Source organism: Actinotignum sp. usb-actsch-213 (assembly GCF_059085665.1).
In genome coordinates this window covers 1-26,905 of sequence record NZ_JBHNSQ010000018.1, presented here as the reverse complement: position 1 = coordinate 26,905, position 26,905 = coordinate 1, and the positions used below count along the sequence as shown (strand labels likewise).

The following is a 26,905-nucleotide window of genomic DNA, read 5'->3' as shown; positions in this document are numbered from 1 at the left end:
GTTCCTCACCTTCCGTCTGTGCCGTCACGCGCCACCACCACATAGCCGGCTTCCTCTGTGACAATATGCCACTGCCCGCCAACTTTAGCGGTAATCCAGGCCACCACCTGGGCGCCGTCCCCGTGGTTGAGCCGGTTGGAGAACACCACCGTGTCAATATACGCGCCCGCGTAGCTATGCTCCCAATACACGGTATTACCTGGAACAACGTAGGCCATCATGACCACGTCGGCGAGGATATGCCGCCCGGTGCCGGCAGCCGCCACCGCCGCGCGGGCGCCTTCGCGCTGCTCGGCGGTCTGGGTGGCGCCGTAATCGGAAAAATACACGTATTGCTGGGTATTGGAACGCCCCGTGAGCCAGGAGCCGAAGCCGTTGGAAGCGGTGCCGAGCACACTGGAAATCAATGCGAGGGCAAGGGCCGCCGCGGCCAGGCGCGGGCAGCGAGCCAGCACTCCCAGGGCATCGCGCTGCGCGGTTGCGGATTCCTGCGCTCGCGATGGTGGTACGACGCCGCCGCGCGCACCCGCCCGCGCGAGCCCATCGGTCAGCGCGACGGCGATCATCGGCGCGAGCACCGCTGAATAATGCCACAAAATAGTCCAGTAGTAGGGGTTATCTCCCACGAAACGCCAGGCGAGAGTGGGTAGCAGCAGCGCCGCCCACGGGCTGCGCAGCCCCACGATCCCCAGGGCAGCCACGATATAGCAGAGGGTGCCCCAGCGATTGGGCTCGAGGAACATGCTCGCCAGGTCGAGGCCTTCGCGCACCCGCCCGGCATAATCCCACTGCCCGGAATTGTTGAAAGCCGGGAGGATAACCTGGGTGGCGGCCAGGAACCACGCGGTGCCCCAGGCGGCCAGGAAGGCGCCGATGCCAGCCGGTTCGCGCCAGTCGCGCGTGCTGTGGCCGCCGCGCTGCCGGGCACTGCCGGCCGCGGCCGCGTCGCCGGTACTGGACGCACCGCTGCGCCTGCGCGCTCCGCGCCAGCTGAGCAGCGCCGCCAGCACCCCGAAGCAGGCCACCGTGAGGCCGAGGTCCTCCTTGACGAAAACCAGCAGGGCGATGAGCACGGCGGCGCGCCCGTAGCGCCCCTCCAACCAGGCGGTTAACCCGAAAGCGAGCAGTGGCACCGCGAAAGCAATTTCGTGGAATTGCACCACGAGCGCGGAGGTGAGCCCCCAGCTGGCAGCGTAGGCCACCCCGATGAGGGTGCCCGGCACGGCCCCTACCCGCGCCCGGGCGAAGCGCGTGATGGGATACACCGAGATTCCGAAGAGTACCGCTTGGAGGGTGAGCAGGCTCATCCCGGAAGGCCAGAGCCAGAACAGCGGCCCGGTCAGCAGCAAAATGGGATGGAAATGATCGCCCCACAGGTTGAAGCCCGGGCCTTTAATATCCACGATGGGTGGGAATTGCCAGCGGGCGTACTGGTCGGCCAGCTGGGTGAAAATGCCCTGATCCCACGAAGGGGAGGAAAAGTTCACCCAGGTGTACCAGGAAAAGAACAGATACACGGCGAAAGCCCCCGCGGCCAGGAGCAGCGCCGTCGTATCACAGTGGTTGCGTGCCCACGCGCGCACCACGGCCGTTCGCGAACGTGCCCGCACCCTGCGCCCTTCCACTTCCCGCGCCGGCCCGCCGCGCATTAGATAATGTCTTTCTTCTGGAGGTGACGCAGCGCGAACCAGCCGATGGGTACCCGCGCCCAGAACGTGAGCAAGCGGTAGAGGATCGCGGTGGAGAAGGCCACCGAATACGGCAGGCCCGCGATGGTGAGCCCGCCGGTGAGGGCCGCTTCCACCGGGCCGATACCGCCGGGGGAGGGCACCAGGGAGCCCACCGAATTAGAAACCAGGTAGGTGATCGCCAGGGTGACCACCGGCAGGGTCTCCCCGAAGGCCGCCAGGGAGAAACCGAAGGCCGCCACGAAACTCACCGTCATGAGGAGGGAACCGCCGAAACCAGCAAGAATCCGGGAGGGATGGGTGGCGAGCCACACCACGCGCGGCCACACCTGCTCGATGGTGGGGCGCACCAGGTCAATGACCTTGCGACGCAGCGGGCGAATAAAGTAAACGGCCGCGCCTAGGGCCGCCACCGCCGCCACAATGAGCATCACGGAGGTGCTCGGGATAGAAAGATTCCCGAAGTCGCCGGTGAGCAGCCCGAGGGCCAAAAGCAGCAGCACCGTGGTAATAAACTGCGCGATCTGCACCAGGGACACGGTTGCCACCGCGACCGGAGTGGCTACCTGATTGCGTTGCAGATAGCGCAAATTGAGGGCGAGCGGCCCGATCCCAGCCGGCATAACCAAGCCCAGCACCGAGGCGGCGATCTGCACCTCGCTGGTTTCCCACAGCGGCAGGCGCTCGGCCGTATACGCTTTCAGACACAGTGCCGCGCCCACGTAGGTCGCGAAACTAGCGATAAAGGCGGCGAGCATCCACCACGGGTTGGCGCTGCGAATTGTTTCTTGGAGCTCGGTGAAATTAATGGAGCCGAGCAGAATAAAGACGGCCAGCACCCCGATGACGATGGTAATAATCGTCTTCGCGGAGAATTTGCGCAGCTGAATGGTCTGGGTGGCGGTGCCGATATCCTGCGGGAGGGCTTCCAGTAGGACTTCGCGCATGCGCTGCACGCCTTTTTTATCCTCGAGTTCGGCCAAGGTTTGCGCCGGCATAATGGTGCGTTGCACAGTCGGGGCCACCGAGGAAAGCCGGTCGCGGGAAATGCAGCGCAGCGCGGAGGCGACGGCGCGCTCCGGACCTACCGCCACCGCCTGCAGCAGGTAGAGCTGCGCCAAATCAATATGCCGGGAAAGCTCATTAGAAGAAAAACTGCCGTTGCGCCAATGGGTGATGAGGGCTTCGTCCCCGCGCACCGCGACCACCCCGGCGCGAATATCGTGGTGGGTGAGCCCGCGGGCGTGCGCGCGTTCGAGCGTGGACCACATGGCGTCCAGCGCCGCGTCGGAAATGTCTTCCGGCTCCAGATCCGTGAGGGGAACGGCCTCAATATCGGCAAAAGCGACGACGGCGGACGCGCCAGCTGCCGCGTAATGGGCATCGCGCCGCGGGGCCACCCCGGCGTGGACAGCCAGGGCTTCCATGAGGAGGGTGCGCTCGGCGGTTTCCTCCACGTTATCCCCGGTCCGCTGGGTGACCTGGGTGAGGGTGGCCCGCTGCCAGGCACTGGCCAGGCGCCCGAGGACCGCACGATCCGAGTCAATAAGCGCGGCAACGTAATGGGTGCCGTCGGCCAAGGTAACCACATAGTGGCGGGAATTGACATCCCCGATAAGCGGGTGGACATCATGGCGGGCCCGGGTAATGAGGGCGCGCACGTTAATATCGTCCTCCGGTTCGCCCAGCGGGTCGGCACCCGTAGCGCTCGCGGGAAGCGTGCCCTCATGTTCCGCGCTTGCCGCGGTGGTGAACGCGGCATCAGCCTGCCCGATGTGCCCGGTGAGGGCCTCGCGTAGCTCCTTGAGAATCGCGGTATCCACGTATCCGAGCGGGCCGGTCACGGGAACGGACCACGCGTGCATATCGGCGTCGTCGCCCGCATCCACGCGGATAATGCTGTGCGCGTCCAGGCCGGCGCGGCGAATCAGAGTGACGACGGCGGCGCCGGTGGCGCGGTCGGGCGAATCCCCAAAAGCATAAAGAGCGAAATAGCCGCAGGCCATCCCCACGAACACGGTGGTGAGCGCGCCGGTGAGGGTTTGGGCGCCCTGCAGCACGGAGAGCACCAGCACTATTCCCAAGGCCCACCAGCCGGTGCGCACCAGCCGGCCCTGACGCTCGGAGGCCGCCACCACCAAAATGGTGGCGATAATCGAGACGTAGGGGAGCATACCCACGGCGGCCTGTTCTTGGATGGTATCCGAGAGGTCGATGGTGATTTGGGACGTGGGCATGAAGCGCTCGAAAAGCCACAGTGAACCGTAGCAGATGGCGAGCGCGCCGGCCATGGCCACCAGCGCGGTCACGAGGGTGCGCCAGCGCCGGTAACGGATGATATCGAAGAAAAGCAGGAGGGGAAGGAAAAGCGAGACGAGGCCCTCGAGCACGTTAATCGGCATGGAGAAAATGGTGCGGAGGGTATCCGGGGCCGCGTTCGCGACATCGTGCGTGACGGCCACGGTGGTGGTGTAGCCGAAGCGGGAGATAAGGAGCATCCCGGCGATGGCCAGGGTGAAGAGGATGCCGCGCAGCAGGTTAGCGGGGCGGCGAGTCCAGCGCGCGATTTCGTCCACGAGGAGGACGCGGTGCACGGCAGGATCGGCAGAGGTGGGCGAGCTAGCCGTGGCGGTGGGCGCTTCCGGCGCGTTTACCGCAGCCGGGGCGGGTTGTACCTCCGCCGGCTGAACCGGGCTCGTTTCCTCGTTGTGGCGCACCAGCCCAGTCTAGTAGATGGGTAGTACTTTCTCCTGTGACCCGGCGCGGCTATGCGGTGCGGGCCACGGTGTGCGGTCCATGCCCGCGCCGTGCGCGGCCCTCCTACTCAGCGCAGCACTACTCGGCCCGGCGTAGCCGCAGCGAATTGAGCACCACGATAACCGAGCTGGTCGCCATGGCCGCGGCGGCCAAACCCGGCAGGATAATCCCGGCCACCGCCGCCGGAATAGCAATGAGGTTGTAGCCGAAAGCCCAGGCCAGATTCTGGCGGATCACCCGCAAGGTGGCGGCGGAGATACGTAGTGCCGCTCCCACATTGCGCAGATCGGAGTTCACGATGGTGATATGGGAGGCGGCCTTGGCGACGTCCGTGCCCGAGCCCATGGCAATGGAGAGGTCCGCGGCGGCCAGAGCTGCGGCGTCGTTCACTCCATCCCCGACCATCGCAACTCGCGCACCGGCCGCGCGGGCCGCTTCCACCACCCGGACCTTGTCTGCGGGGAGGACCTCGGCGTGCACGATGTCGATTCCGGCGGCCCGGGCCACCGCGCGCGTGGTGGCCGCGTTATCCCCGGAGGCCAGAATCGGGGTGAGACCCAGCTTCTTGAGCTCGGCGAGGGCCGCGGCGGAGGTGGGGCGCAGCTGGTCACGTACCGTGATGAGAGCGAGTGCTTCGCTTACCGCGCTGTCGCGTGCCAGCATAACGAGGGACGCCCCGTCGCTCGCAGCTTCTTCCAGCACGCTCTCCCACTCGGAGAGATCAACTCCGGCTTCGCGTAAGGCGCGCGGGGAGGCCGCGTAGTAGCGCTGCCCGCCGATGGTGGCACGCACGCCCTGCCCGGCCAGATTCTCAAAATCGGTGGCGGGGCTCAGCTCCACGCCTTCTTCGCGGGCCCGGGCCACGATAGCGCGGGCAAGAGGATGCTCGGAATAGTTTTCCACGCTCGCGGTCAGGGCGAGCGCTTCTTTATGAGCGGCGACGGCGCCACTACCGCCACGTGCCCCGGCAGGCGGGAGGAGCACCCGGTCCACGGCCATGGTTCCGGTGGTGAGGGTGCCGGTTTTATCCAGAATAATGGTGTTGACGCTATGAGCACTTTCCAGGGTTTCCGGGCCGTGGATGAGGACGCCACGCTGGCTAGCCCGCCCGGAACCCACCATGAGAGCGGTCGGGGTGGCCAGGCCCAGGGCGCAAGGGCAGGCCACCACCAGCACCGTAATGCCGGTCATGATGGCCAGGTCAAGAGGATTGCCGAGCGCCAGGCGCACCCCGAACGTCACGAGCGCAATGAGGATAACCGCGGGGACAAAGACCGCGGAAACCCTGTCTGCGAGCGCCTGCACGGGGGCTTTCCCGGATTGGGCGCGGGTGAGGAGGCGGCCCATCTGCGCCAGGGTGGTATCGCGGCCCACCCGGGTGGCCCGCACCCGGATCGCGCCCGCGGTGGTGAGGGTTGCCCCGGTCACTTCATCGCCAGGCCCCACGTCAATCGGGGTGGATTCGCCGGTGAGGAGGCTGGCATCCACCGCGGTAGTCCCGGAGATCACCACCCCGTCGGTCGCAATTTTCGTGCCGGGGGCCACGAGGAATTCGTCCCCGACGGCCAGGTCGCTAGCAGGAACAATGTCATCAACATCCGCTCCGGAGGCGGTGCGTACCCGGCGGGCGTCGTCGGCCCCTAATGCAAGGAGGGACCGCAGCGCATCTCCCGCGCTGCGGCGCGAGCGGGTTTCGAGCCAACGCCCCAGCAGCAGGAATGTAACGATCATGGCCGCGGTTTCGAAATACACGTGGGAGCCGTGCGCGGTTCCGGTGGCGAGTGCATGAATCCCGGTCATAGACATGCGGTAGTCCGCGCCGCCGGCTCCGCCCCACAGGAGCGCCCAGATGGACCATCCCAGCGAGGCCAGGGTTCCCAGCGAAATGAGCGTGTCCATGGTGGTGGAGCCGTGGCGGAGCGCGGCGGCGGCCGAACGGTGGAAGGGCCAGCCGCACCAGAGCGCGATGGGGAGGGTGAGCGCGCCGATGACCCACTGCCAGTACGGGAATTGCAGGGCTGGGATCATGGAGAGCGTTACCACGGGGATGGAGAGAGCCAGCGAGATCCAGAAACGGCGCCGCAGCGCAGCGATACGGGCGCCGGCCCTGGCATCGGCTGCTTCGCGTACCTCGGAGGCTGCGCGGGCGGATTCGGCATGGGCGCTCGCGGTTGCGGTGGCCGGGTGCGCGTCGTCGTGCACATCGGTTGTGCCCGTGCGGGCGCCCGCGCCTGCAGTGGTGCTGCTCCCGGCCGTGGGGGTGAGGGCCGTGCGGGAAATGAGCCGGGCTGCGTAGCCGGCTGCGCTCACCTGGGTGAGGAAATCGGCGGTGTCGAGCTGGGCCGCGGCCTCGCTGAGTTCAAGGTGTGCTTCGTCGGTGGCGAGGTTGACGGAGGCGCGCACTCCGGGCAGCTTATTGAGTTTCTTTTCCACGCGCGCCACACAGGACGCGCAGGTCATTCCGGAAATCGCGAGGTTCACTTCGGCAACGGGGGCGGCATCAAGATTTTCGGTCGCGGTGCCTGTGGTGTTGCGTGCGGTGTGGAACGACGGCGCAGCCGCGGCCTGTGGGGGCTCGGACACGAAAAATCTCCTTACGTAGGCGCACTTAGGTGGGCTGTCGCGGGTGGTGGTCCGCGGCAGCGGGTGCTTATCACGGCACCGGGTGCCTAAAAATATGTGTGAGCGAGTGGTATTTAGCGGATGATCTCGGTCACGGTGTAGTCGCCGGCTTCGGCTACCGCAGCTGTGAGGTCCTCGTCGGAAAAATCGTGCGGGGTGTAGACGAGCACCGAGGAGGTGCCTTCCGGGTTCAGGGTGACGAGTACGCTGTTGACATCCGGGAGAGCATCGAGTTCCGCGCTCACGTGCTTGACGCAATTTTCGCAGGTCATCCCGGTGATTTTCAGCTCGATAGTGCGATCAAATTCTTCTGTTGCCATGGTGCGCCTCCTTCTTCAGCCCCGAGGTGGGGTGCACCCGGTTTAACACGAATCTACGCGGTGCTATTCCCGCTTATCCGCAAGCCCAGCAGTGGCGAATCTTTCTGCTCGAGTGGTTTTTATCCACGTGTTTCATTGTATGGCCCGAGGAATCGCTTGCTTCGAATTCACGATCGTAGCGCGCCTAGGCTGAGCGCCGTCGCCGCATTTACGCTCCCAACAATGCGAGAGGGATAACGTAAATTCCGTCGGGGCGGCGGTATGCCTGGGTGCCGGTGTTGAGGACCATGAGCAGCGGCTCCTGTTCGGGAATTTGCTTGCGCAACCACAGCAGATGCTGTACGTCGTGCTCGCTAATCGCGTTGGCGAGTTTCACTTCCACCCCGGCGATTTCTCCGCTCGGGCCTTCTGCTATCAAGTCCACCTCGTGGTCTCCGTTGCGGGTTCGTAAGTGGAATACGCGGGCCCGGTTGGCTTCGGCTGCGACTCGCACGCTCAGCGCGGCTAGGGACTCGAATAGCTGCCCCAAGAACTTCTGCCCGCGCGCACCCAGCAATGTGGTCTCGTTTAGGTTAAGTAGCCGCAGCGCCAGTGCCGGATCTGCTAGCTGGTGTTTCAGGGCGAGTTGCAGCCGCTTCAAAGCATTGCTGGCGGGTGCCCAACCGGGAATGGGGTCCAGAATCCACAGTGCGGTGAGGTGTTCGCGGTACGTAATCGTGGTGCTTTTTGCCGGCTGCGTGCCGTCCCCGCCGGTGGTGGCATCTAATAAATTGGCGTACGACGTTGTAAGGGAACTCGCCGCGGCGTACGCGGCCAGCCAGCGGTGTAATACTTCCGGGCGGCGCACCGTTGCTCCGTAATCGGGTAAATCACGGTCGATAATCAAGCGCAGATACGAATCCAGTAACTCTTGGGTTACTTCAGCGGATTTCGTCATGATCCCGGGGAAACCGCTCCGTGCTATGGCACGGCAATAATCCGGCAAAGCGAAATGCGTATGGCCGGCTATGTCTTGATTCGGGTTTCTGAGCAGTTCGCCGAAACTCACGCTAGATTCAACAAGTTCGCGTTCGAATAATGCCATCGGGCGCAGCCGTAAAGAGAGCACTCGTCCAGCTCCGCTGTGCAGCCCGCTGGCATCGAAAGGCGTGGCTGAGCCGGTCAGTAGGAATCTTCCCGCAGGTGCACCCCCGTCTACCTGGCGCCGCACAGAATCCCACACCGCTGGGACTTTCTGCCATTCGTCCAATAAGAGGGTGCCGGGCGCGACGGTGGTGAAATCTGGATCCGCGGCCGCCACATATTGAGTTTCGGGGCGGTCGAGCAGCCATACCGTGTTTGCGCGCTGCAGGGCAGTGGCGGTTTTCCCTACGCCTTTCGCGCCGTCAATCGCGATTGCGGGAACTTCGGGAAGTAATGCGTCTAGCCGCGTATCAATTGCTCGCTTATGGTAACGCATAGCCCTATCCTACCGTTAGCAGGCGCCCTACGCTACCTTTAGCCGGGTTTCTATCCTACTTTTAGCCGGACTCCCACGCTACCTTGAGCCGGAATTGCTTGAGGGTTCTACTTTCTAGCGCCCCCGCCGGTTCACAACCACGCGGTGAATAATCCACCCCACCGCGATCACCAGGCAGACCACCGCCACGATCTTCGCGAAAATCCCCACGTAATCTTCCACGATGGTCCAATTCGCGCCCAGCAGGTAACCGGCGTAAATCAGAATCGTATTCCAGATCGCCGAGCCCACCGCCGTCAGCGCGGTAAATTTCAGCATCCCCATATTCGTCACGCCGGCAGGAAGTGAAATAAGGGAACGGAAAATCGGCACCATGCGCCCGAAGAACACCGTCCAACTGCCGTGCTTATCGAACCATGCCTCGGTTTTATCCACATCGGATTGTTTGGTGAGCGGGAACCACAGCAGAATTTTGCGGGTGCGTTCCCGCCCGAGCCAGGCGCCCAGCCCGTACAGCAGCCAGGCCCCCGCCAGCGAACCGGCGGTACACCACAGAATCGCGCCGATGAGCGTCATATTCGAGGTGGGGGAGGAGGCCGTGAATCCGGCCAGCGGCAAAATCACCTCGGAAGGCAGCGGCGGAAAAATATTTTCCAGCGCAATAAGAAGCGCCGCCCCGAACCCGCCGATAGCGTCCATCACACTGACCACCCAGCCGGTGATCCCGCCCAGCGCGCCCGGGTCACCGCCCGGCGCCGGTGCGGTCGCCAGGACGCTTGTCCATGCTGCTACGTTCACGCTTCTCCTCCGGTTGCGAACGCCGCGAAGTGCGGCACATATGCCGTATTCGTTACGACGACGCCGCCGCGCTGCCGCGCGGCCTGCCGGTTACCTTAGCAGGCTTAGCTGGCTGCGGTCCCGGGCGTGTCCTCCAGGAAATCCACGAGGCGGGCAGCCAGGCCGGTGTACCCGGCCGGAGTGAGAGCAAGAAGACGTTCCTCTATATCCCCCGGCAAACCCAAGCCCGCAATAAATTCCCGCATATCTGCCGCGGTGACCTTCCGCCCGCGGGTCAGCGCCTTGAGGCGCTCGTAAGGATCTTCCAAATGCTCAGCACCGCCCAGAGCTGCGGCCCGCATGGCCTGCTGGATCGGTTCGCCCAGCACCTCCCAATTCGCGTCCAGGTCCGCGGCAAGCTTGGCGGGATTGGGATCTACCCCGGCCAGCCCGCGCCGCAAATTATCGAGGGCCAGGTAGGAATGCCCGAGCGCCACCCCGATATTGCGTTTCGTGGAGGAATCCGTGAGATCGCGCTGCATCCGGGAGGTCACCAAAGTCTGGCTGAGCACCCCGAAGAGCCCGGAGCTGATCTCCAGATTCGCTTCCGCATTCTCGAAACGAATGGGATTAACCTTATGCGGCATTGTCGAGGAGCCGGTCGAGCCCTGTGCCGCCAGGTTCTGATGGAAATAATCCAGAGAAATATAGGTCCACATATCGGTGGCGAGATTATGGGCGATGCGATTGACGTGCGCGATATCGTCGAAAAGATCGGCAAGCGCATCATAGGACTCAATCTGGGTGGTGAGCGGATTCCAGGTCAGCCCCAAGGATTCCACAAAATCGCGGGCCAGATCCGGCCAGTTAGCCTCCGGAATCGCGGTGGTGTGGGCGGAAAAAGTCCCGGTGGCCCCGGAGAATTTCCCGTAGTATTCCGCGGCTTCCACCCGGCGCAGCGAACGGTGCAGGCGGTGCGCAAAAACGGCGAGCTCCTTGCCGACGGTCGTGGGTGAGGCCGGCTGCCCGTGGGTATGGGCCAGCATGGGTAGCTCCGCGTGCGTGCGGGCCAGCGCGCTCAGATCTGAAACCAGGCCCCAGGCGCGCGGCAACCAGCAGCGGCGCACCGCGTCACGCACGCCCAAAGCCCAGGCCAGGCTATTAATATCTTCCGAGGTGCAGAAAATATGGACCATCTCGCGCAGGTGACCCAACCCGCCCGCGTCCATACGCTTCTTGATGAAGTATTCGACAGCCTTGACATCGTGCCGTGTTTCCGCCTCAATGATAGCCAGCTCGCGTGCCGCGGCGTCGTCGAACTTTTCGGGAAGTGACCGCAAATATACGACGGCGCTATCGGGCAGCGCCCCCACCCCGGGAATCACCGCGCGTTCGCACAGGAAAATCAACCATTCGACTTCCACGTGAATTCGGTAGCGGTTGAGCGCGGCCTCGCACAGGTAGGGCTGCAGCGGGGCGGTGGCGCTGGCGTAGCGGCCATCTAAGGGGGAAAGCGGCCCGGAAATATTCGGGACGGGGGTGGATGCGGAAGTTGATTCTGGCGCGCGCTGCTCACTCATGGCTCTATTCTGGCAGATCCGCGCCCGGCTGGCAGAACCGCATGCCATGCACCGCTGCGCCCGGCGCCGGCGAGATACGCACGTCCGGCTAGCCGAGCTTAGAGGTAGGGCCGGGCGGCTGCCAGGGTTTCCGCACCGTAGAAGCCGCCGAACAGCGCGGCGTGGAGGATAAGAATATGGAGGCTGTGCAGGCCGATGCGGTGCTGCCACCCGGAGGCGAGCGGGGATGCTTCGTTATAACCGGCGTAGATGTCCTCCACGAAAGGAGCGCGGAAGACCGTGAGGGTGGCCAGGTCGGTTTCCGCGTGCCCACCGTGGGAAACCGGGTCGATGAGCACCCCACCGCGCTCCGTCCACATCACATTGCCGCTCCACAAATCACCGTGGAGCAGAGCGGCCGGGCTACGCACCAGGGCCGGTTGGGGGCTATCGAAAGCGCCGGTCCGTAGGCGTTCACATAAGTGCTCCAGGGCGCGGGAACCGCTCGCCTCCAGCGCCCCGTTATCGCGGGCGGGGCGCAGATAGGGTTCGATGCGATCCGCGGCGTAGAACTCCCCGAAGCTGCGCGCGGGAGAATTCGCCGGTACCACCGGTAAATCCCAGGAACCCAGGCGTATCGGACGGGAGCGGTTGGCGCCGCCGGGAGCCTGCCCGAAAATCCGGTGCCCGGAGGGATCCCAGGCGTGGGTACGGGCCAGGCGCGCCCCGAATTCCCTGGCGGCCACCGCGGTGGGGCGCACGGAGCGCAAGCGTTCCTCGCGCAAGATACCGCGGTCGTGATCCGCGGCGGTAGAAAGGAGAGGCACGACGGGCGCCCCGCCATATGGTGTGGCCTCGGCCAGTTCCGCCAGCGAAAGCGCCTCACCCCAGATCTCGGCCGGATCGCCGGTTTTCGCAAAGGTCTCCATACCCGCATCCTACGGCGCCCCGTGCGGAGCGGCGCACCGTTCGGATAACGGTGCGCGGGGACGGAGCACGGTGCGGGCGGACACGGTGCGCAGCATGGAGCCACCGGTGCGCGGGCGGCGCGGAACGGCCCCGGGGTGGCTAGCGGTGATGGTGCACAATAGAAGAATGCAATGGTTCCGCCCCGAATTAGCCGATCTGCCCAGCTACGTCGCCGGGAAACGCCCCCGCAACGCCGATAGCGTCAAGCTCTCCAGCAACGAAGTTCCTTTCCCGCCCACCCCGGCGGTGGCCGCCGCACTCGCGGCCGCGGTCGCCCAGGGCGGGGAGCTCAATCGCTATCCCGATATGTCCTGCGCGCAACTCACCGCTGCGCTTGCCGCTTTTGAAGAATGGGAGCCGGCCGGGATCGTGGTGGGTAACGGCTCCACCGCCCTCATTGAAAAATTCCTGCAAGCCGTGGTCACCCCGGGTGGTGAAGTAATCAGCCCGTGGCGCTCTTTCGAGGCCTATCCGATTGCCACCATCGCCGCGGGCGGGCGCTTCGTGGGCGTGCCGTTGCGCGCGGATGGCACCCATGACCTCGAGGCCATGGCCGCTGCCATCACGGAGAACACCCGGGCCATCCTGCTGTGCTCGCCCAATAACCCCACCGGCACCACCATCCCGCATGCCGAGCTCGCTAGCTTCCTGAGTCGGGTCCCCGCCCGCATTCCGGTACTCCTCGACGAGGCATATATCCACTTCGCTCCCGCGGTAGGTGAGAGCCAGGCGAGCCGCGCCGTCGTACAAAACGGTAAGGAACTGGCGCGCCAGTACCCGAATGTGGCGGTGGCCCGCACTTTTTCCAAGGCTTTTGCGCTGGCCGGGCTGCGGCTGGGCTACCTGCTCACCAGCCCCGCGCTGGCCGAACCGCTGCGCCGTATCGCCACGCCTTTCGGTGTCAATCGCCTCGCCCAGGTGGCCGGTCAGGCCGCTCTCGGCGAAGCCCCAACCGTACTGGAGCGCGCCGCGCAGCTGGCCCGCGCCCGCGATGAACTGGCCGAGCAGCTCTCCCGGGCCGACTGGCACACGCCTACCTCCCACGCGAATTTCCTGTGGATTTCCGCGGCTGAACTGGCTCGCCACGGGGTGAGCGCCGCGCGTTTCGAGGATGCGTGTATGGATGCGGGGGTACTGGTGCGGGTGCTCGGCGAAGGGGTGCGCGTGAGCGTGGCCGAACCGGAAGGTAGCACCCGGGTGCTCGCCGCCGTGGGCGCGCTGGCCCGCAGCTAGGCTCCCGACGCTGCCGCTTCAAGGCCCCCGTTACGGTCAGCTGGCACGGGGCCAGCTAGAACAATTCTTCGGCGGCCCGCCGCACCGTAAACCCGTGGCCGGTCAACTCCGACCAGCAGGAAATGCCGGCGTATTGGTCGGCGGTGCAGGCGAAGCCGTGCGCGGCCACCACGCTGCCGTAGGGCACCTCTTTGGCGGTGCTCACCTGGGTGGAACACCCGGCGGTGGTGGTGCCCGTCAGACCCACGGTGTAATTGGCAGGTTCACCTTCGCAGCCGGGCGGGGACACGTAGTCATAGGTGAAAATCGTGCAATTGACGGCTTTTTCGTCAAGGGAGCAGCGCACATTATTCATCGGGGTGGTGAAAGATTCCAGCCGGGTGGCCTCCGGTGGGGCGGGCCGCACCAGTTTCCACCACTGGCGCGAGGCCGCGAAAGATTGGAAATCCGCAGGGGCGGCAATATCACCGAGCGCCGTACTTAAGCTCAGGGTGTATTCAGCCCCGCAGCTGGAGGAGAGGGTGCGCAGAGCCTCGGTGAGGAGCGGTGCCTCAGCGGTATAGGTGCCACCCGCGGCCGCCGCGGTCGCGTAATCGGCCAGGGTAGCAGCGGCAGTATCCGGATGTGGGCAGGCGCCCGAGCGCAAGTCGTGGACCTGGTTGCGCAGCTGGGTGAGATCAGCGGAGGCGCTGCGCCCGGGTTCGGAGCCGGCGGCGGTGGGCGCCGGCCCGGCGGCGTCGTCGCTAGAAAAATACGAGACCCCCACCAGGGCGAGCACGCCCGCAAGAACGGCAGCCGCGAAGAGCAAGAAATACAGCGGCCATCGCGCCGGGCCGTGCGCGCCGTGTCTCATGCGTACTCCTTGTGCTGGGGATCGTCCTCCTAGGTTACGGCACCGCGCGCCGCGCGTCATCTTAGGAACGACGGCGCAGCTAGGGCGCCTGCCCGCCGCGGCCCGCACCGTAGCTTTCGGCTAGCGCCCGCCCAGGGCGGCGCGCAGCACGGGCAGAATCTGGATATCGCCGGGTAGCCACTCCACGCTATCGAGCTCGGCGGCGGTGAGGACGCGGGCATCGCGGTGCGCCGGGCCCAGGGTGATTTCACCGAAGGGTCGCGCCAGCCACACCATCATCCGCAGCCCGCTGTTATGCTCCCCGGAACTAAGATCCCAGGAGCCATCCGGGCTATCGGGATTGGCCAGTTGCCGGCCGATATCAATGCCGCAGCCCAGTTCCTCGGAAATTTCACGGTGCAGCGCCTCGCGCGGGGTTTCGCCGGGTTCCACTTTGCCGCCGGGGAATTCCCACAGGCCGTCCGCCCATTCGGGGTAGGAGCGCTGGGTGGCCAGCACGCCACTGGGATTGGTGAGATCGGCGACGAGGGCCGCGCCCACCACCAGGCGGGGAGCGGGTTCCGTGCTGGAGTCCGGTGCCGGGGCCGGCTCAGCTACCGGCGCGGGGTGAGATGCGGATTCGGATTCGGATGTCATATCGGATGCCTCCTCGCCGCCCATATTAATTCCTGAAGCGAGCGGTGGGGATGTCCGTTCACCTTGTGAGTGAGATCTGCCACCGGATAAACTGGCCGCGCATTGCCGCTCACAGGAGATCACCATGACCCACCACTGGAGTTCTGAGGCGCTAGTCGGCTCCGGGGAGTTCCTCGCTCCATCAGTTAACCGATCTTTGCTTGCCTGGCCCGCGGAGCAGATAGCGGAGGGTGACCGCTTTGAGCTGTGGGCCTGCCCGGATGGAGCCGGCACGCTCGGGGATTGGGAGGGTGGCGATAGGAGCGCAGAACAGCTCGGCATCAAGCGGCTTTGCGCCCTCGCGGTGGACCCGGACGGTATCCCGGCCGCGGCCATTTCCACGCGCGCACACCTGTCCGGCTATGCCGCGCTGCGCCTGAGCGGCGTGCCCTCCCACCGGTTGCGCGAGGCGCTGCGCGGGCAGCTTCTGGTGGCGCGCCGTAACGATGCCGGGGAGCTCAGCGCTCTCACCGGGGTGCAGATCGCCGGGATGATTGATGATCTTTACTCCGGTGCCCGCCAGGCCACTCTCGGGGTGACATGGGATGGGGATGTGCCCACGGTGGCACTCTGGGCGCCCACCGCACGCCAGGTTCGTATCGAGGTGGCGGAGGCACACGAAGACGTTGACTCCGCCACCCACTCCGCCGCGCGCACCGCTGCCCCCGGCCCCGCGCGCACCACCACGCACGCCATGACCCGCGATGCGCTGGGCATCTGGCACGCGCATGGTACCCCGGCCTGGAAGAACGCCAGCTATCTTTTCGAGGTCGAGGTTGTGGAACCCCGGGCGGGCACCGTGGTGACCTACCGGGTGACCGACCCGTATGCGGTGGCCCTCACGGTGGATTCCGAGCGCGCGGTCTTCGTGGATCTGGAAGACCCGGTCTACCAGCCGGAGCTGTGGCGCACCGCCCCGCGGCGCACCCTCACCAACCCGGCTGCTCACACTATCTATGAGCTGCACGTACGGGATTTTTCAATGTCGGATCCCACCGTTCCCGATCGCCTGCGCGGAAAATACGGTGCGTTCACGCTGCCCGACTCGGCCGGGATGCGCCACCTGCGCGCTCTGGCCGAGGCCGGAATGACCACCGTTCACCTCCTCCCCACCTTCGATATCGCCACCATTCCCGAACGCCCCGAGAACCAGAAGACCCCGCGCATCCCGCAGGCCGGCCCGGATTCCCCGGTCCAGCAGCAGGCCGTGAGCGCGGTGGCGGATTCCGACGCCTATAACTGGGGCTACGATCCGTTCCACTACCTGGCACCGGAAGGTAGCTACGCGGTGGAGCCCAATGGCGGGGCACGCATCAAAGAGTTCCGTGCCATGGTGGGAGGGCTGCATGCGGCTGGCCTCGGCGTCGTGCTAGATCAGGTCTATAACCATACGGCCGCGGCCGGCGGGGATGCCGTCTCCGTTCTCGATAAAGTGGTGCCCGGTTATTATTACCGGCTGGACGCGCGTGGCACTATCGCTACGTCCACCTGCTGCCCGAATGTGGCGACCGAAAATCTAATGGCGGAAAAACTCATGGTCGATGCGGTGGTGCTGTGGGCCAAGCACTATCGCGTGGACGGTTTCCGTTTCGATCTCATGGGCCACCATGCGCGGGCGAATATGGAGGCGGTGCGGGCTGCCCTCGATGCACTGACGGTGGAGCAAGACGGTATTGACGGCGCGCGTATCTACCTCTACGGGGAGGGGTGGAATTTCGGGGAGGTGGCCGATAACGCGCGTTTCCGCCAGGCCACCCAACTGGAGATGAACGGTACCGGTATCGGGGCTTTCAATGATCGCATGCGTGATGCCCTCAACGGTGGCGGGCCTTTCGATTCCGATAAACGCCACCATCAGGGCTACGGCACCGGCCTGGCCACCGACCCGAATGGCCACAGCCCGTGCTCCCCGGAGGAGAATCGCGCACGCCTCGGGCACGCGACCGACCTGGTCAAACTCTCCCTGGCCGGAGCTCTGCGCGATTTTAGTTTCCTAACCCACACCGGGGAATGGAAAAGCGGCGCCGAGCTCGATTACGGCGGGCGGCCCGCCGGTTTCGCCTCCCAACCCCAGGAAGCCGTCAATTACGTGGACGCGCATGATAACGAAACCCTGTGGGATAGTGGCGCTTACAAACTGCCGCTTTCCCTCAGTACCGATGACCGCATCCGGATGGTGCTGCTCTCCCTGGCCACGGTGGCGCTCGGCCAGGCCCCGGCTTTCTGGCACGCGGGCACCGAGCTGCTCCGCTCAAAGTCCCTGGACCGAGATTCCTATAATTCCGGGGACCATTTCAACCGTCTGGACTTCTCCGGGCAGAGCAATAATTTCGGGGTGGGCCTCCCGCCCGCCAGTCGCAACGAGGCATCCTGGCCGGTCATGAGGCCGCTGCTGGCGCGCACCGAGCTGTGCCCCAGCCCGGAACAGATCGCCCGCGCGGCCGCCATCGCCCGCGACCTGCTGTGCCTGCGCCACTCCAGCCCGCTTCTCACCCTGGGGAGCGCGGAGCTCATCCGCGCGAAAGTCACTTTCCCCAACGGCGGGCCGGGCGCCACCCCCGGCTTCATCATTATGCGCATCGACGATACCGCCGGCCCGGATATCGACCCGCAGCTCGACGGCATCATCATCGCCTTCAACGCCTCCCCGCGCCCCATCACGGAAAAAATCGAGGGCGTCACGGAAACCTACGCGCTGTCGCCCATTCAGCGGCATGGGTACGACGACGCAGTTCGCGCCGCCGCGCTTATCAGCGGCACCGTTACTGTGCCCGCGCGCTCCGTCGCGGTCTTCCTGCTGGCCCAGCGATCCTAGTACGCACGCCGGGCCTCCCGCCGGGGTTGGCGCACCCGCGGGGGGGGGGATCTCTTCAGGATGGGTGCTTTCTCAACGCCGCCCACTCACGGTGGGATCCCCCGGCAACCAGAAACGCAAAGGCGCATCTGTATTGCGGGAAATCCCAATGCGGGGTCCCACTCGGTAGGGTAGCGGCGCCGGTGGCAACTCCAGCTGCAGGCACCGTTCCGCCAATCCGGCGGGATCGGGGGTGATGGCGGGATCGCGCATCCCGCCATCCGCATCCCGCACCTTGAGCGGTAGCCCACTCATGGAAGTATCCAAACCGAGGACCTGGCCCACGTTGCCCGGCCCGCGCGCCNGGGCCNGGCGCGCGGGCGGAGCGGCGCCTGGCCGGGTGCGGCGCCTCAGGGCTTCCTCCAGCCCGGCCACAACCTCCCCGGCCCGCAAGAGCACTGCGCTGGCCTGGCCATCCGCACCGCACACGATATTGCCGATGCGATGGATGCCGTAGCTGAGGTAGACATAAAGGTGGGCGGGTGGCCCGAACATAACGCGGGCGCGCGGGGTGGGCCCGGCGAAAGCATGCGAGGCAGGATCCTCCGCCCCGAGGTAGGCTTCCACCTCGGTCAGGCGCACCGCCACGGCGCCGTCGCCTACCACCGCGCCCAGCAGCAGCGGGGCCAGCTCATCGGCCGGCCGGCTCAGGTCCGCGATGCTCGCCGCGGCGGTGCTTGCCGCCGCGGTACGCGCCATATTCGCGTCCGTCATACCCCTCCCGCTGTTACGCCTACCGAGTCAGATGCTCGGGTGAGTGCCACGCGCCTCCTAGGCGTCGTCGCCCATACCCTCGAGGTTCGAGAGCGCTTCGCGGATCTGCGCGGCGCTGGCCCGTAGGGATTCCAGTTCCGCATCGGAGGGCTTCATATCGATCTGCCGGATCGCGCCGCGCGCCCCCACGATGGTGGGGACGGACATGCACACCCCGGAAATTCCGTTCCACCCGGTCATGAGGCGGGAGACGGAGAGCACCACGCGTTCGTCGCGCAGCACCGCCTGGATAATCCGGGAGGCCGCCAGCCCGATGGCGTAATTCGTGGAACCTTTCCCTTCGATCACTTCGTAGGCGGCGTTAATAACGCGGTCGGCGATACCGTCGAGGAGTTCATCGGTCACCGGGCCGGAACGCAGCTCCCATTCGCGGATCGGCACCGTGGAAATCGAGGCCATTGACCACATCGGAGTCTCGGAATCCCCGTGCTCACCGCACATATAAGCATGCACATTCGAGGTCGCTACGTGGAACTTCTGCGAAATAAGCTGGCGCAGTCGCGAAGAATCCAGCACGGTGCCGGTCCCGAAAACGCGTGCGGGCGGCAGCCCGGAGATTTTGAGGACGGCTTGGGTGACCACGTCCACAGGATTAGCGACGATGACGAAAATCGCGTTCGGGGAGAGCTCGACCAGCGGGGGAACGATGGAGCGCATCATCGCCACACTCGCCCCGGCCAGGTCCAAGCGGGACTGGCCTGGCCGCTGGCGTGCCCCGGCGGTAATCACGATGACATCGGAATCCGCGGTGGCCTCCACGTTATCGGTGCCCTCAATTTTGGCGGTGGGCATGAACTGGCCGCCGTGCATAAGATCGAGGGCTTCGGCATGCACCTTCTGTGCGTTGATATCTTGGAGAACAACATGCCGGGCGACGCCTTTGATGAGCATTGCGTAGGCGAGGGAAGTCCCCACCGCCCCGGCGCCAATAATAGAAACCTTTGAGCCTTCAGTGCGCTGGTCAATCATATTTCGTTATTTTACCCGCTACGGGTTGATCCGCACCGCCGTGCGCCCGTAACGCTGGCCGGCCAGCAGCTCGCGCCCAGCTGCGGGAACCTCCTCCAGGTCAATAACGTGGGTGAGGGAATCGAGCACGCTCGTGTCCACGTGTTCGGCCAGCAGTTCCCAGGCGCGCAGGCGCAGCTCGCGCGGGGCCCGCACCGAATCCACCCCGGCCAGGGTGATGCCCCGCAAAATAAAGGGCAGCACCGTGGTGGGGAGTGCGGTTCCACCGGCCAGGCCGCAGGCGGCCACCGTCCCGCCCCAGCGGGTTTGCGCCAGTAGATTCGCGAGCACCTGCCCGCCCACGGTATCCACACCGCCCGCGAAGCGGGCCTTCTGGAGGGGCCGCGCGGAAGGTTCCTCAAATTCCGAGCGCTCGAGCACCTCGGTAGCTCCGAGCCCGCGCAGGAAATCCCCGAAGCGCTCCGCCCGCCCGGTCAGCGCCACCGGCTCGTAGCCGAGCCGCGCGAGGAGATGGAGCGCGATACTGCCCACCCCGCCGCTCGCCCCGGTCACCGCAACGGGGCCGTCCTGCACCGCGTGCTCACTGAGCGCCAGCACGCACAGTGCCGCCGTATACCCGGCTGTTCCCAGGGCCGCCGCCTGCGCGGCGCTGAACACTTCTGGCACCGGCACGCAGGTATCCCCGGGCACCCGCAGTTGCGGGGTGTAGCCCCCGTGCCGGAATTCACCCAGGCCCGCCCCGTTCACACTCACTAGCTGCCCCGGGCGCACCGGGCTGTCCGGGCCGGCCTCCCGCACCGTCCCCACCGCGTCAATACCGGGAATAAGCGGGCTGATACGGGCCACACCCCGGTCGCCTTTCAGGCACAGCGCATCTTTGTAATTGAGGGAAGACCAGGAAATATCGAGGAGCACATCGCCTTCCCCGAAGGGGGCTGCATTCGCTCCACCGGCCTGAGTATCGAAAGTAAGCGTGGGCGCGGCTGCGTCGTCGCACCGCACAAAAATAGTAGCCATGCATTAAGCGTACCGGCGCGGCACGCAGCACGCTTTAACTGCTACTATCTGAAGTAGACCCGGCGCGTGAGCCGGGCACAAGGCACGGACAGGGCCGGATGATCACTCCACGCACTCGCAACGATTGAGCTTCCACCGCCCCTCTCCATGCGGAAAGGTGATTCATGATTAACGTTAAAGAGGTGGTGGATTCATTCACCTCCTGGCAAGAAGAGCTTTATATCCACCTGCATCAGCATCCCGAACTTTCCATGCAGGAAAAAGAAACGTGTGACACTATCGACGCGGAACTGACGCGCCTCGGATACGCAACGCAGCGGATCGGCGGCGGCGTCGTCGGTGTGCTGGAAAACGGGGAGGGACCCGCGGTGCTCTTCCGCGCCGATATTGACGGGCTCCCCGTCAAGGAAGCGACCGGGCTCGAGTACGCATCCACGCAGACGCGCACGGACGCGGACGGCAACGAAGTCCCGACCATGCACGCCTGCGGTCACGATTTCCATATTTCCTGCGCCTTGGGCGCAGCCCGTATTTTCGCGGAAAACCGCGAGGCCTGGGCCGGTACCTATATCGCGCTGTTCCAGCCCGGGGAAGAAACCGCGGCCGGGGCACGCTCCATGGTGGCCGACGGCCTGGTCGATAAGATCCCGGCACCGGATGTGGCTCTGGGGCAGCACGTGCTGGCCGGGCCGATGCGCGCCGGGCAGGTCGGCACCCACGCCGGGGCGATTCTCTCCACCGGCGCCTCCGTGAAAGTGACGCTGCACGGGAAAGGCTCGCACGGCTCCATGCCGCATCTGAGCATCGACCCGGTGGTGCTCGCCGCCGCCGTGGTGACCCGCCTGCAGAGCGTGGTGGCGCGCGAAATTAATCCCTTCAAGATGGCGGTGCTCACCGTGGGCTCCATCCACGCCGGAAGTAAATCAAATATTATTCCGGACACGGCCACCCTGCTTATTAATATTCGCGCCTACGATATGGACGTGCGCGAACAGCTCCTTGATGGCATTAAGCGCACCGTCACGGCCGAATGCGAAGCGGCCCGCGCCCCGCAGGCACCGGAATTTGAGATCTACGATTCCTACCCGCTTACTAATAACGACGACGCAACTACCGCCAAGGTCACCCAGGCATTCCTGGCACACTTCGGGGAAGAACGCGTGATGGACTGCGGCGAAGTATCGGCTTCCGAAGATTTCAGCGTGATCCCGGACGCCTTCGGGATTCCCTACACCTACTGGGGCTTCGGTGGTTTTGCGGAAGGCGCGCCCACCTACCCCAACCACAACCCCGCCTTCGGGCCGGTTCTCCAACCCACCCTCGCCACCGGGACTGAAGCCGCGGCCGTTGCCGCGCTCGCCTGGCTGGCGCGGGACTAGCGGGACTACATTTCCACGATGACAAAGGATAAAACTATGGCTACCACTCAAGGCGCGAAGGCGCCGGCCGGTACGGCGCAGGCTGGCACGGCGCCGGCCGCTAACCCGCCGCAAGATACCGGTTACCGCGGCACCGAAAAACTGCTGTGGGGCATCGTCCTCGCGGTTGTGACCTTCTGGCTCTTCGCCGGAACTGCCGCCACCGTGGCACCCAATATTATGGAGGACCTCGGCAGCGTGGACGCGGCCGGGATGAACCTCGCGGTTTCCATCACCGGCCTATTCTCCGGTCTCTTCATGGTGCTCATGGGCGGCCTGGCCGATAAAATCGGGCGCGTGCGCATCACCCTCCTCGGGATTGTGCTCAACGCGGCCGGCTCGCTGCTGCTCATTTTCGCCGCTGGGGGCGTGGCACTGCCGCTGCTGCTGACCGGGCGCGCGATCCAGGGCCTGGGCGCGGCCTGCATTATGCCGGCCTCGATGGCCCTCGTGAAGGCCTACTGGGACGGCCCGGCCCGCCAGCGCGCGGTGTCCATGTGGTCGATTGGTTCCTGGGGCGGCTCCGGCCTGGCCGCGATCTTCGGTGGCACCGTGGTGCAATTCGTGGGCTGGCGCGGAATCTTCATCGCCTCGATTATTATCTCCGTACTCGCCTTCCTCATGATCCTGGGCACCCCGGAAAACCGGGTGGAAAGCACCGGCCCGCGCAAGAGCTTCGACGCTATCGGCCTGGTGCTCTTCATCGCCGGCACCCTCGGGCTCATGATCGTGCTGCTCTACGGCTCGAAACTCGGCTGGGGCAGCGCGGCAACGCTTCTGCTCACCGCGCTCGCGGTGGTTTCTTACGCGCTCTTCTTCGGGTGGGAACGCAAGCAAGCGAACCCCTTCATTGATTTCGCGCTTTTCAAGAACACCACCTTCACGGGTGCCACGATCTCCAACTTCCTGGTGAACGGCACCATCGGCATGCTCATTATTAGCCAGCAGGTCATCCAGCTGGCCGGGCACAAGGCGGACGGTTCGCTCTACACCGCTTTCGACGCGGGCCTGCTTTCGCTGGGCTACGGCGTGTGCATTATCGCCTTCATCCGTATCGGTGAAAAGCTGCTCCAGCGTTTCGGGCCGCGCAAGCCGATGATCTGGGGCTGCCTCATCACCATCGTGGCCTGCGGGCTGCTCATGACCACGCACCTGCTTATCGGCCAGTACGTGCTCATGGCGGTAATCGCCTACTGCCTCTTCGGCCTGGGCTTGGCCTTCTACGCCACCCCGTCCACGGACGCGGCGCTCTCGAACCTGCCAGCTTCCCAGGCCGGTTCCGGTTCGGGTATCTACAAGATGGCCTCCTCGCTGGGTGGGGCGATCGGTACCGCGATTTCGCTGGCGGTCTTCTACGGGCTGCAGGGCGCCCCGGTGCCGGACGTGATCGCGATGTCCGGGCGTACGGATAACTCCTCGATTCGCCTGGCCGCGATGGTCGCCTTGGGTGTTTCTTTGGTGTTCTTGCTGCTCGCTATTGTTTCTATTACGACGACGGTGCCCAAGGGCGGGGGCTCTGCCACCGCGGGTGCTTCGGCTCCCAGCGCGGCTCCGGCCCCGCAGCTCGCCCCGGACGACGAGCGCCAGGAAATTATCGCGCGCCTGTCCGAGCTGCCGCTGCGCGATCTCCAGCGCCTGGAGCGCCAGCTGCTCGTGGACGAACTCTCCGGCTTGGATACCAAGGCATTGCAGGCCCTGGTGGAGAAGCAGAAGGCGTAGTTCTTCGCGCGGAGCGCTCGCCGTGCGGGTGCGCGGGCGGCGGGTATGACTGCCGCACGCGTAGGCATATTTACATAGGTGTGGGTGCGTATCGCAGGTTTCTGCGGTGCGCACCCACACCTCGTTAAAGCTGATGTGCTTTCGAAGCGGTCGGGCATCCGCCTACCGCTTGAGGTATCGCGGCCGGATGCCTCGGCAGTACAGTGCCGCGCATAATCCTGCCGCTACACACATGCCGGCAGCGATAAGCCACAACGAGGGGCTATTGCTCCGCGATTGCACTAGATTCCAGGTGCTCTCACGATCAGGCGCGAAAGCTGCGCTCAGGAACACTAGCACCAGGGGAAGCGCCCACATGAGGCGTGCACCGAAGAAGTAGGCACTCACGATTCCAAGTGCCAGCCACACAACGTGAAGGCGGAGCAGGCTGAGCCCGGTAGAGTCGTGAGTGAGTAGCACGAAAACTCCGGTTAATGCCGCAGTAGCGCTGGCGATTCCGCACCCTACCGTCAGCAACATACCCGCCGGAGCTTTGCCGTAGTAGTCCTTTTCCTCACGCGGGGCGATGATACTGAGGAGGGCCAAGGGTATGCAGAAGGTGAGCATACGGCCGAGCGGCGTTGTCCCACCTGAGACCCACGAATGGAAGGTGTGGTCTTCCCCGAGTAAATAGATAGCGATGAGCGCGGCGAGGGCGATACCGAATGCCTTCAAAGCCCGGTGAGCGTGAAGGTAGATGAGCCACGGGTGTGAGGGCATCGTGCTACCTCTCTAAATCAGCAACAGATGCTGCATACGTCGCCTGAGCCCAGGCGCGCTGTTCCGCCTCTGGTAGTGCAGTGATTGCTCGCGCGCGTTCCACTGTCGCGGAATCATGGCCGTCGGCAATAAAAGAACTATCTGTTTTATTCGGGGCGCCTCGCATCATGAGCCATAGGTCAAGATCATTACGTGCGGCATTCCCGGCATCACTGTTTGATCCTCCTTCATAACTCCGATTCGTGAGGGGGTATACCAGCGCAGTAACGAGCATGCTTTCGTCATCCATATCCGCGCTCGCAAAGTTTAAGGTTCGCCCGCTGTAGTGATTGCCGTTGAGCGCAAATTCTTCAAAGGTATCCGCAACTGGCATTCCTTCGGGGATAAGTGGCAGAATACGGTCGCTGATATTCGTGAATGTTCGCAAAGCGGGCTCGTGTTCTTTCCAGACGCACAGGAAAGGTTGAGACGTGGTGCATACCTGACCTCCGCCCCGGCGTTGGCTCGGCTCCGGGAAGAGCGCGCTGGTAGCGATGAGGGTAGCAGCAGCAATAAAAACAAATATCAAACTGCCCACACTTTGCTTTTTATGCCATCCCGTACGCCGCGGAAGGAAAAGTGCGGGGATGAAGGCTAGTGCTGTCACTGCAATAAGGGCGTAGAGCTGGGGGAGTGATACCTCCATATAGGGTTCTAGCACCGTATATTGTGTGGTGAACATGGCAATGCCCAGCATTACCCCGAAGCTTCCCACTGCGAGTACGGCGCTAGATGCATCTATTCGTCCGATCATATGGCCAATAAGTACCCCCAGGAATCCGAGGCATAGGTACCCGATGATCGGATGAATATTGACCGGCGCGAGCTCCTCGCGTGCCATGGCAGTTACCCCTAGGGCGGCGCCACTGAGCACCGCTCCCGTGAAGAGGATGGTGATGAGTCCCGGCATCAGCGCGCTGACGTTCTGCATGAGCACGCGACGCGGGGAATACGGCACCCACGTGGGAAGATCTACCGCACGGATTCGTTCGGAGTGAATTGCCTGCATCGCAGAAACCAGCGGCATCCCGAAAATAAAACCACAGAGAGCGTAATTTGCCGTGGCACTCGTATAGCCCACCCAGGAATCACGTAGGAGCCATAACGCTATCGTGCCGACTATCAGGGTGAGGAGCGCGCTGATGAGATGGGGGTGACGTTTGAGGTAGGGCCAGAAAATCATGACGTGCTCCCCTGTGGAGTTTCTCCGGCCAATACCGCCATAAAGCCCGCCTCCGCCAGGCTCATATCTCGCGTATCAGTGCCAGCGTGGCTACCAAGGTTTTCCAGTTCCGTCACCGTTCCCGAAAAACGGATAGTGCCCTGGTCGAAGACCAGAACAGTTTCGGCTACATGAACAATATCCTCAATGAGATGGGTGGAGATGATGACGGTATCCGCCAGGTGTGCGCCGAGGAGTTTTCGAAATTTTACGCGCTGTACCGGATCCAAGCCGGCCGTTGGTTCATCAAGAAGTAATATCTGCGGGTCGCCCACTTTGGCGGCGGCCAATCCGGCTCGTTGCAATTGCCCACCGGATAGACTTCCCATTTTCTTATTGGCGAGGTCGTCAATATCGAAATCACGGAGGTTCGTGCGCACCGAGGTATCAATATTTGAGCGCGCTACGCCGCGCACCCAGCCGATATACGAAGCGAATTCTGCAACGGTGAGCCTGGGATCAAATGTGATTTTCTGCGGCAGGTAGCCGATGCTTTGTCCCAGTTCGCGCCAGGTGAGTTTCTGGAGTGGTTTCCCGGAAATATAAACGCTACCGTCACGCGGGCGCAATTGGCCGGCCAGGGTACGTAGCAGGGTAGTTTTGCCGGCGCCATTTGGTCCCAACAAAGCAGTAACCCCGGAGGGGAACTCCGCGTCAAGTCCGCTAAAGACGGGATTCGACGCGGAGTACCCCTGGGTTAGCTTCCAAGTGGTAAGCATAGATTTTAACCTTGTTGTTGGATCGTGCCAGAAGAGATACCCCAGAAACAGGCCCCCCGAGAAACCTGGGATACCTTTGCACCTCTCGCGATATAGGCGTAGTCTCCCTGTCGTGTCGGTTGTGCAGTACACCGGGCGTGGGTCCGGTAGTTCCCGCTTACGGTTGCTCCTCCTGTTGCGACAGAATTAGCCCAGAAACCACCGGGATTCGAAGTATTAACTTGGAAAATGACGCCGTTGGTCGATCCTCCAAATTGGCCGGCAGACATTGACGCGTAGGCAGCTGTTGGTAGAGCTGCAAGTAAGGCTACGGCAGTAGTGCCTAGTATCTTTTTCATTATATTCTCCTTTGAATAACGTGAACTATCTGTTCACAACTTAATAATATTCCGTGATGTGGGTTACATACAAGGGCTTAGGTGTGTTTGTTATTTGAAATAAGTCGTTCTGAAGAGAAATTCACCATGAGATTTGTTTAGACTGAACGGGAGTCTGCTCTAAAT

The 26,905-nt window shown here is 64.1% G+C and carries 20 protein-coding genes; 4 read left to right on the top strand and 16 right to left on the bottom strand.

Annotated features, from left to right (window positions below; genetic code table 11):
• Nucleotides 1–5 precede the first annotated feature (5 nt).
• The 8 genes from AC5RK6_RS01180 to AC5RK6_RS01145 all read right to left on the bottom strand — a co-directional run bounded on the left by AC5RK6_RS01180 (nucleotide 6) and on the right by AC5RK6_RS01145 (nucleotide 12,111).
• A complete protein-coding gene (locus AC5RK6_RS01180) occupies nucleotides 6–1,649 on the bottom strand; it encodes a DUF2079 domain-containing protein (RefSeq protein ID WP_435730952.1) in 1,644 nt (547 codons plus the stop codon).
• On the bottom strand, nucleotides 1,649–4,405 hold the full coding sequence (locus AC5RK6_RS01175) for a lysylphosphatidylglycerol synthase transmembrane domain-containing protein (protein WP_320758301.1): 2,757 nt from the start codon (nucleotides 4,403–4,405) through the stop codon (nucleotides 1,649–1,651). The genes AC5RK6_RS01180 and AC5RK6_RS01175 overlap by 1 nt, the downstream gene beginning before the upstream one ends.
• Before the next feature lie 118 nt (nucleotides 4,406–4,523).
• The gene (locus AC5RK6_RS01170; protein WP_435730951.1) at nucleotides 4,524–7,028 is read right to left on the bottom strand and encodes a heavy metal translocating P-type ATPase; all 2,505 of its coding nucleotides are present in this window, start codon (nucleotides 7,026–7,028) and stop codon (nucleotides 4,524–4,526) included.
• A gap of 113 nt (nucleotides 7,029–7,141) precedes the next feature.
• Nucleotides 7,142–7,387, bottom strand: a complete 246-nt coding sequence (locus AC5RK6_RS01165) for a heavy-metal-associated domain-containing protein (protein ID WP_320758231.1) — start codon at nucleotides 7,385–7,387, stop codon at nucleotides 7,142–7,144.
• 208 nt (nucleotides 7,388–7,595) lie between these two features.
• The gene (locus AC5RK6_RS01160; RefSeq protein ID WP_320758230.1) at nucleotides 7,596–8,846 is read right to left on the bottom strand and encodes an ATP-binding protein; all 1,251 of its coding nucleotides are present in this window, start codon (nucleotides 8,844–8,846) and stop codon (nucleotides 7,596–7,598) included.
• Nucleotides 8,847–8,960: 114 nt separating this feature from the next.
• Nucleotides 8,961–9,644, bottom strand: coding sequence for a DedA family protein (locus AC5RK6_RS01155; protein ID WP_320758229.1), 684 nt, complete (start codon nucleotides 9,642–9,644; stop codon nucleotides 8,961–8,963).
• A 104-nt stretch (nucleotides 9,645–9,748) separates the two neighbouring features.
• Nucleotides 9,749–11,203 (bottom strand): adenylosuccinate lyase, encoded by a 1,455-nt coding sequence (gene purB / locus AC5RK6_RS01150; protein ID WP_320758228.1) that lies wholly within the window; start codon nucleotides 11,201–11,203, stop codon nucleotides 9,749–9,751.
• 98 nt (nucleotides 11,204–11,301) lie between these two features.
• A complete protein-coding gene (locus AC5RK6_RS01145) occupies nucleotides 11,302–12,111 on the bottom strand; it encodes a fructosamine kinase family protein (protein WP_320758227.1) in 810 nt (269 codons plus the stop codon).
• 166 nt (nucleotides 12,112–12,277) lie between these two features.
• Between AC5RK6_RS01145 and AC5RK6_RS01140 the strand changes: the two genes are divergently transcribed.
• On the top strand, nucleotides 12,278–13,384 hold the full coding sequence (locus tag AC5RK6_RS01140) for a histidinol-phosphate transaminase (protein WP_320758226.1): 1,107 nt from the start codon (nucleotides 12,278–12,280) through the stop codon (nucleotides 13,382–13,384).
• A gap of 55 nt (nucleotides 13,385–13,439) precedes the next feature.
• On the opposite strand, the gene AC5RK6_RS01135 is transcribed toward AC5RK6_RS01140, so the two are convergent.
• Nucleotides 13,440–14,237 carry a hypothetical protein gene (locus AC5RK6_RS01135; protein WP_320758225.1) on the bottom strand — a complete coding sequence of 266 codons (798 nt, stop codon included), beginning with the start codon at nucleotides 14,235–14,237 and terminating at the stop codon, nucleotides 13,440–13,442.
• 120 nt (nucleotides 14,238–14,357) lie between these two features.
• Nucleotides 14,358–14,873 (bottom strand): (deoxy)nucleoside triphosphate pyrophosphohydrolase, encoded by a 516-nt coding sequence (locus AC5RK6_RS01130; RefSeq protein WP_320758224.1) that lies wholly within the window; start codon nucleotides 14,871–14,873, stop codon nucleotides 14,358–14,360.
• A 124-nt stretch (nucleotides 14,874–14,997) separates the two neighbouring features.
• Here AC5RK6_RS01130 and pulA point away from each other — a divergent pair, with 124 nt between their 5' ends.
• Nucleotides 14,998–17,727, top strand: a complete 2,730-nt coding sequence (pulA, locus tag AC5RK6_RS01125; RefSeq protein ID WP_435730950.1) for a pullulanase-type alpha-1,6-glucosidase — start codon at nucleotides 14,998–15,000, stop codon at nucleotides 17,725–17,727.
• 72 nt (nucleotides 17,728–17,799) lie between these two features.
• Here the strand turns inward: pulA and AC5RK6_RS01120 are convergent, their stop codons facing one another.
• The 3 genes from AC5RK6_RS01120 to AC5RK6_RS01110 form a co-directional block, all read right to left on the bottom strand.
• Entirely contained in the window at nucleotides 17,800–18,465 is a 666-nt protein-coding gene (locus AC5RK6_RS01120; protein WP_493926302.1) for a DNA-3-methyladenine glycosylase, read from the bottom strand.
• 72 nt (nucleotides 18,466–18,537) lie between these two features.
• Entirely contained in the window at nucleotides 18,538–19,509 is a 972-nt protein-coding gene (locus tag AC5RK6_RS01115) for an L-lactate dehydrogenase (RefSeq protein WP_016441921.1), read from the bottom strand.
• 18 nt (nucleotides 19,510–19,527) lie between these two features.
• Nucleotides 19,528–20,526, bottom strand: a complete 999-nt coding sequence (locus AC5RK6_RS01110; RefSeq protein WP_320758251.1) for an MDR family oxidoreductase — start codon at nucleotides 20,524–20,526, stop codon at nucleotides 19,528–19,530.
• Between the two features lie 164 nt (nucleotides 20,527–20,690).
• Here AC5RK6_RS01110 and AC5RK6_RS01105 point away from each other — a divergent pair, with 164 nt between their 5' ends.
• Both AC5RK6_RS01105 and AC5RK6_RS01100 read left to right on the top strand, forming a co-directional pair.
• The gene (locus tag AC5RK6_RS01105) at nucleotides 20,691–21,905 is read left to right on the top strand and encodes an amidohydrolase (protein ID WP_320758252.1); all 1,215 of its coding nucleotides are present in this window, start codon (nucleotides 20,691–20,693) and stop codon (nucleotides 21,903–21,905) included.
• A gap of 36 nt (nucleotides 21,906–21,941) precedes the next feature.
• Nucleotides 21,942–23,663 carry an MFS transporter gene (locus AC5RK6_RS01100; RefSeq protein ID WP_320758253.1) on the top strand — a complete coding sequence of 574 codons (1,722 nt, stop codon included), beginning with the start codon at nucleotides 21,942–21,944 and terminating at the stop codon, nucleotides 23,661–23,663.
• Between the two features lie 162 nt (nucleotides 23,664–23,825).
• Here AC5RK6_RS01100 and AC5RK6_RS01095 read toward each other — a convergent pair whose 3' ends face one another.
• From AC5RK6_RS01095 to AC5RK6_RS01085, 3 genes are read right to left on the bottom strand one after another with little or no spacing between them, the layout of a single operon-like run.
• Entirely contained in the window at nucleotides 23,826–24,422 is a 597-nt protein-coding gene (locus tag AC5RK6_RS01095; protein ID WP_320758254.1) for a hypothetical protein, read from the bottom strand.
• Nucleotides 24,423–24,426: 4 nt separating this feature from the next.
• On the bottom strand, nucleotides 24,427–25,644 hold the full coding sequence (locus tag AC5RK6_RS01090) for a DUF7224 domain-containing protein (RefSeq protein ID WP_320758255.1): 1,218 nt from the start codon (nucleotides 25,642–25,644) through the stop codon (nucleotides 24,427–24,429).
• A complete protein-coding gene (locus tag AC5RK6_RS01085) occupies nucleotides 25,641–26,402 on the bottom strand; it encodes an ATP-binding cassette domain-containing protein (protein ID WP_320758256.1) in 762 nt (253 codons plus the stop codon). The genes AC5RK6_RS01090 and AC5RK6_RS01085 overlap by 4 nt, the downstream gene beginning before the upstream one ends.
• Nucleotides 26,403–26,905 lie beyond the last annotated feature (503 nt).

What these genes read in the sequence shown, in the direction of transcription:
- AC5RK6_RS01140 (WP_320758226.1), top strand. Translation starts at nt 12,278, where the DNA reads ATGCAATGGTTCCGCCCCGAATTAGCCGATCTGCCCAGCTACGTCGCC.
- AC5RK6_RS01095 (WP_320758254.1), bottom strand. Translation starts at nt 24,422, where the DNA reads ATGCCCTCACACCCGTGGCTCATCTACCTTCACGCTCACCGGGCTTTG.
- pulA (WP_435730950.1), top strand. Translation starts at nt 14,998, where the DNA reads ATGACCCACCACTGGAGTTCTGAGGCGCTAGTCGGCTCCGGGGAGTTC.
- AC5RK6_RS01180 (WP_435730952.1), bottom strand. Translation starts at nt 1,649, where the DNA reads ATGCGCGGCGGGCCGGCGCGGGAAGTGGAAGGGCGCAGGGTGCGGGCA.
- AC5RK6_RS01110 (WP_320758251.1), bottom strand. Translation starts at nt 20,526, where the DNA reads ATGGCTACTATTTTTGTGCGGTGCGACGACGCAGCCGCGCCCACGCTT.
- AC5RK6_RS01085 (WP_320758256.1), bottom strand. Translation starts at nt 26,402, where the DNA reads ATGCTTACCACTTGGAAGCTAACCCAGGGGTACTCCGCGTCGAATCCC.
- AC5RK6_RS01100 (WP_320758253.1), top strand. Translation starts at nt 21,942, where the DNA reads ATGGCTACCACTCAAGGCGCGAAGGCGCCGGCCGGTACGGCGCAGGCT.
- AC5RK6_RS01130 (WP_320758224.1), bottom strand. Translation starts at nt 14,873, where the DNA reads ATGACATCCGAATCCGAATCCGCATCTCACCCCGCGCCGGTAGCTGAG.
- AC5RK6_RS01115 (WP_016441921.1), bottom strand. Translation starts at nt 19,509, where the DNA reads ATGATTGACCAGCGCACTGAAGGCTCAAAGGTTTCTATTATTGGCGCC.
- AC5RK6_RS01135 (WP_320758225.1), bottom strand. Translation starts at nt 14,237, where the DNA reads ATGAGACACGGCGCGCACGGCCCGGCGCGATGGCCGCTGTATTTCTTG.
- purB (WP_320758228.1), bottom strand. Translation starts at nt 11,203, where the DNA reads ATGAGTGAGCAGCGCGCGCCAGAATCAACTTCCGCATCCACCCCCGTC.
- AC5RK6_RS01145 (WP_320758227.1), bottom strand. Translation starts at nt 12,111, where the DNA reads ATGGAGACCTTTGCGAAAACCGGCGATCCGGCCGAGATCTGGGGTGAG.
- AC5RK6_RS01090 (WP_320758255.1), bottom strand. Translation starts at nt 25,644, where the DNA reads ATGATTTTCTGGCCCTACCTCAAACGTCACCCCCATCTCATCAGCGCG.
- AC5RK6_RS01105 (WP_320758252.1), top strand. Translation starts at nt 20,691, where the DNA reads ATGATTAACGTTAAAGAGGTGGTGGATTCATTCACCTCCTGGCAAGAA.
- AC5RK6_RS01165 (WP_320758231.1), bottom strand. Translation starts at nt 7,387, where the DNA reads ATGGCAACAGAAGAATTTGATCGCACTATCGAGCTGAAAATCACCGGG.
- AC5RK6_RS01160 (WP_320758230.1), bottom strand. Translation starts at nt 8,846, where the DNA reads ATGCGTTACCATAAGCGAGCAATTGATACGCGGCTAGACGCATTACTT.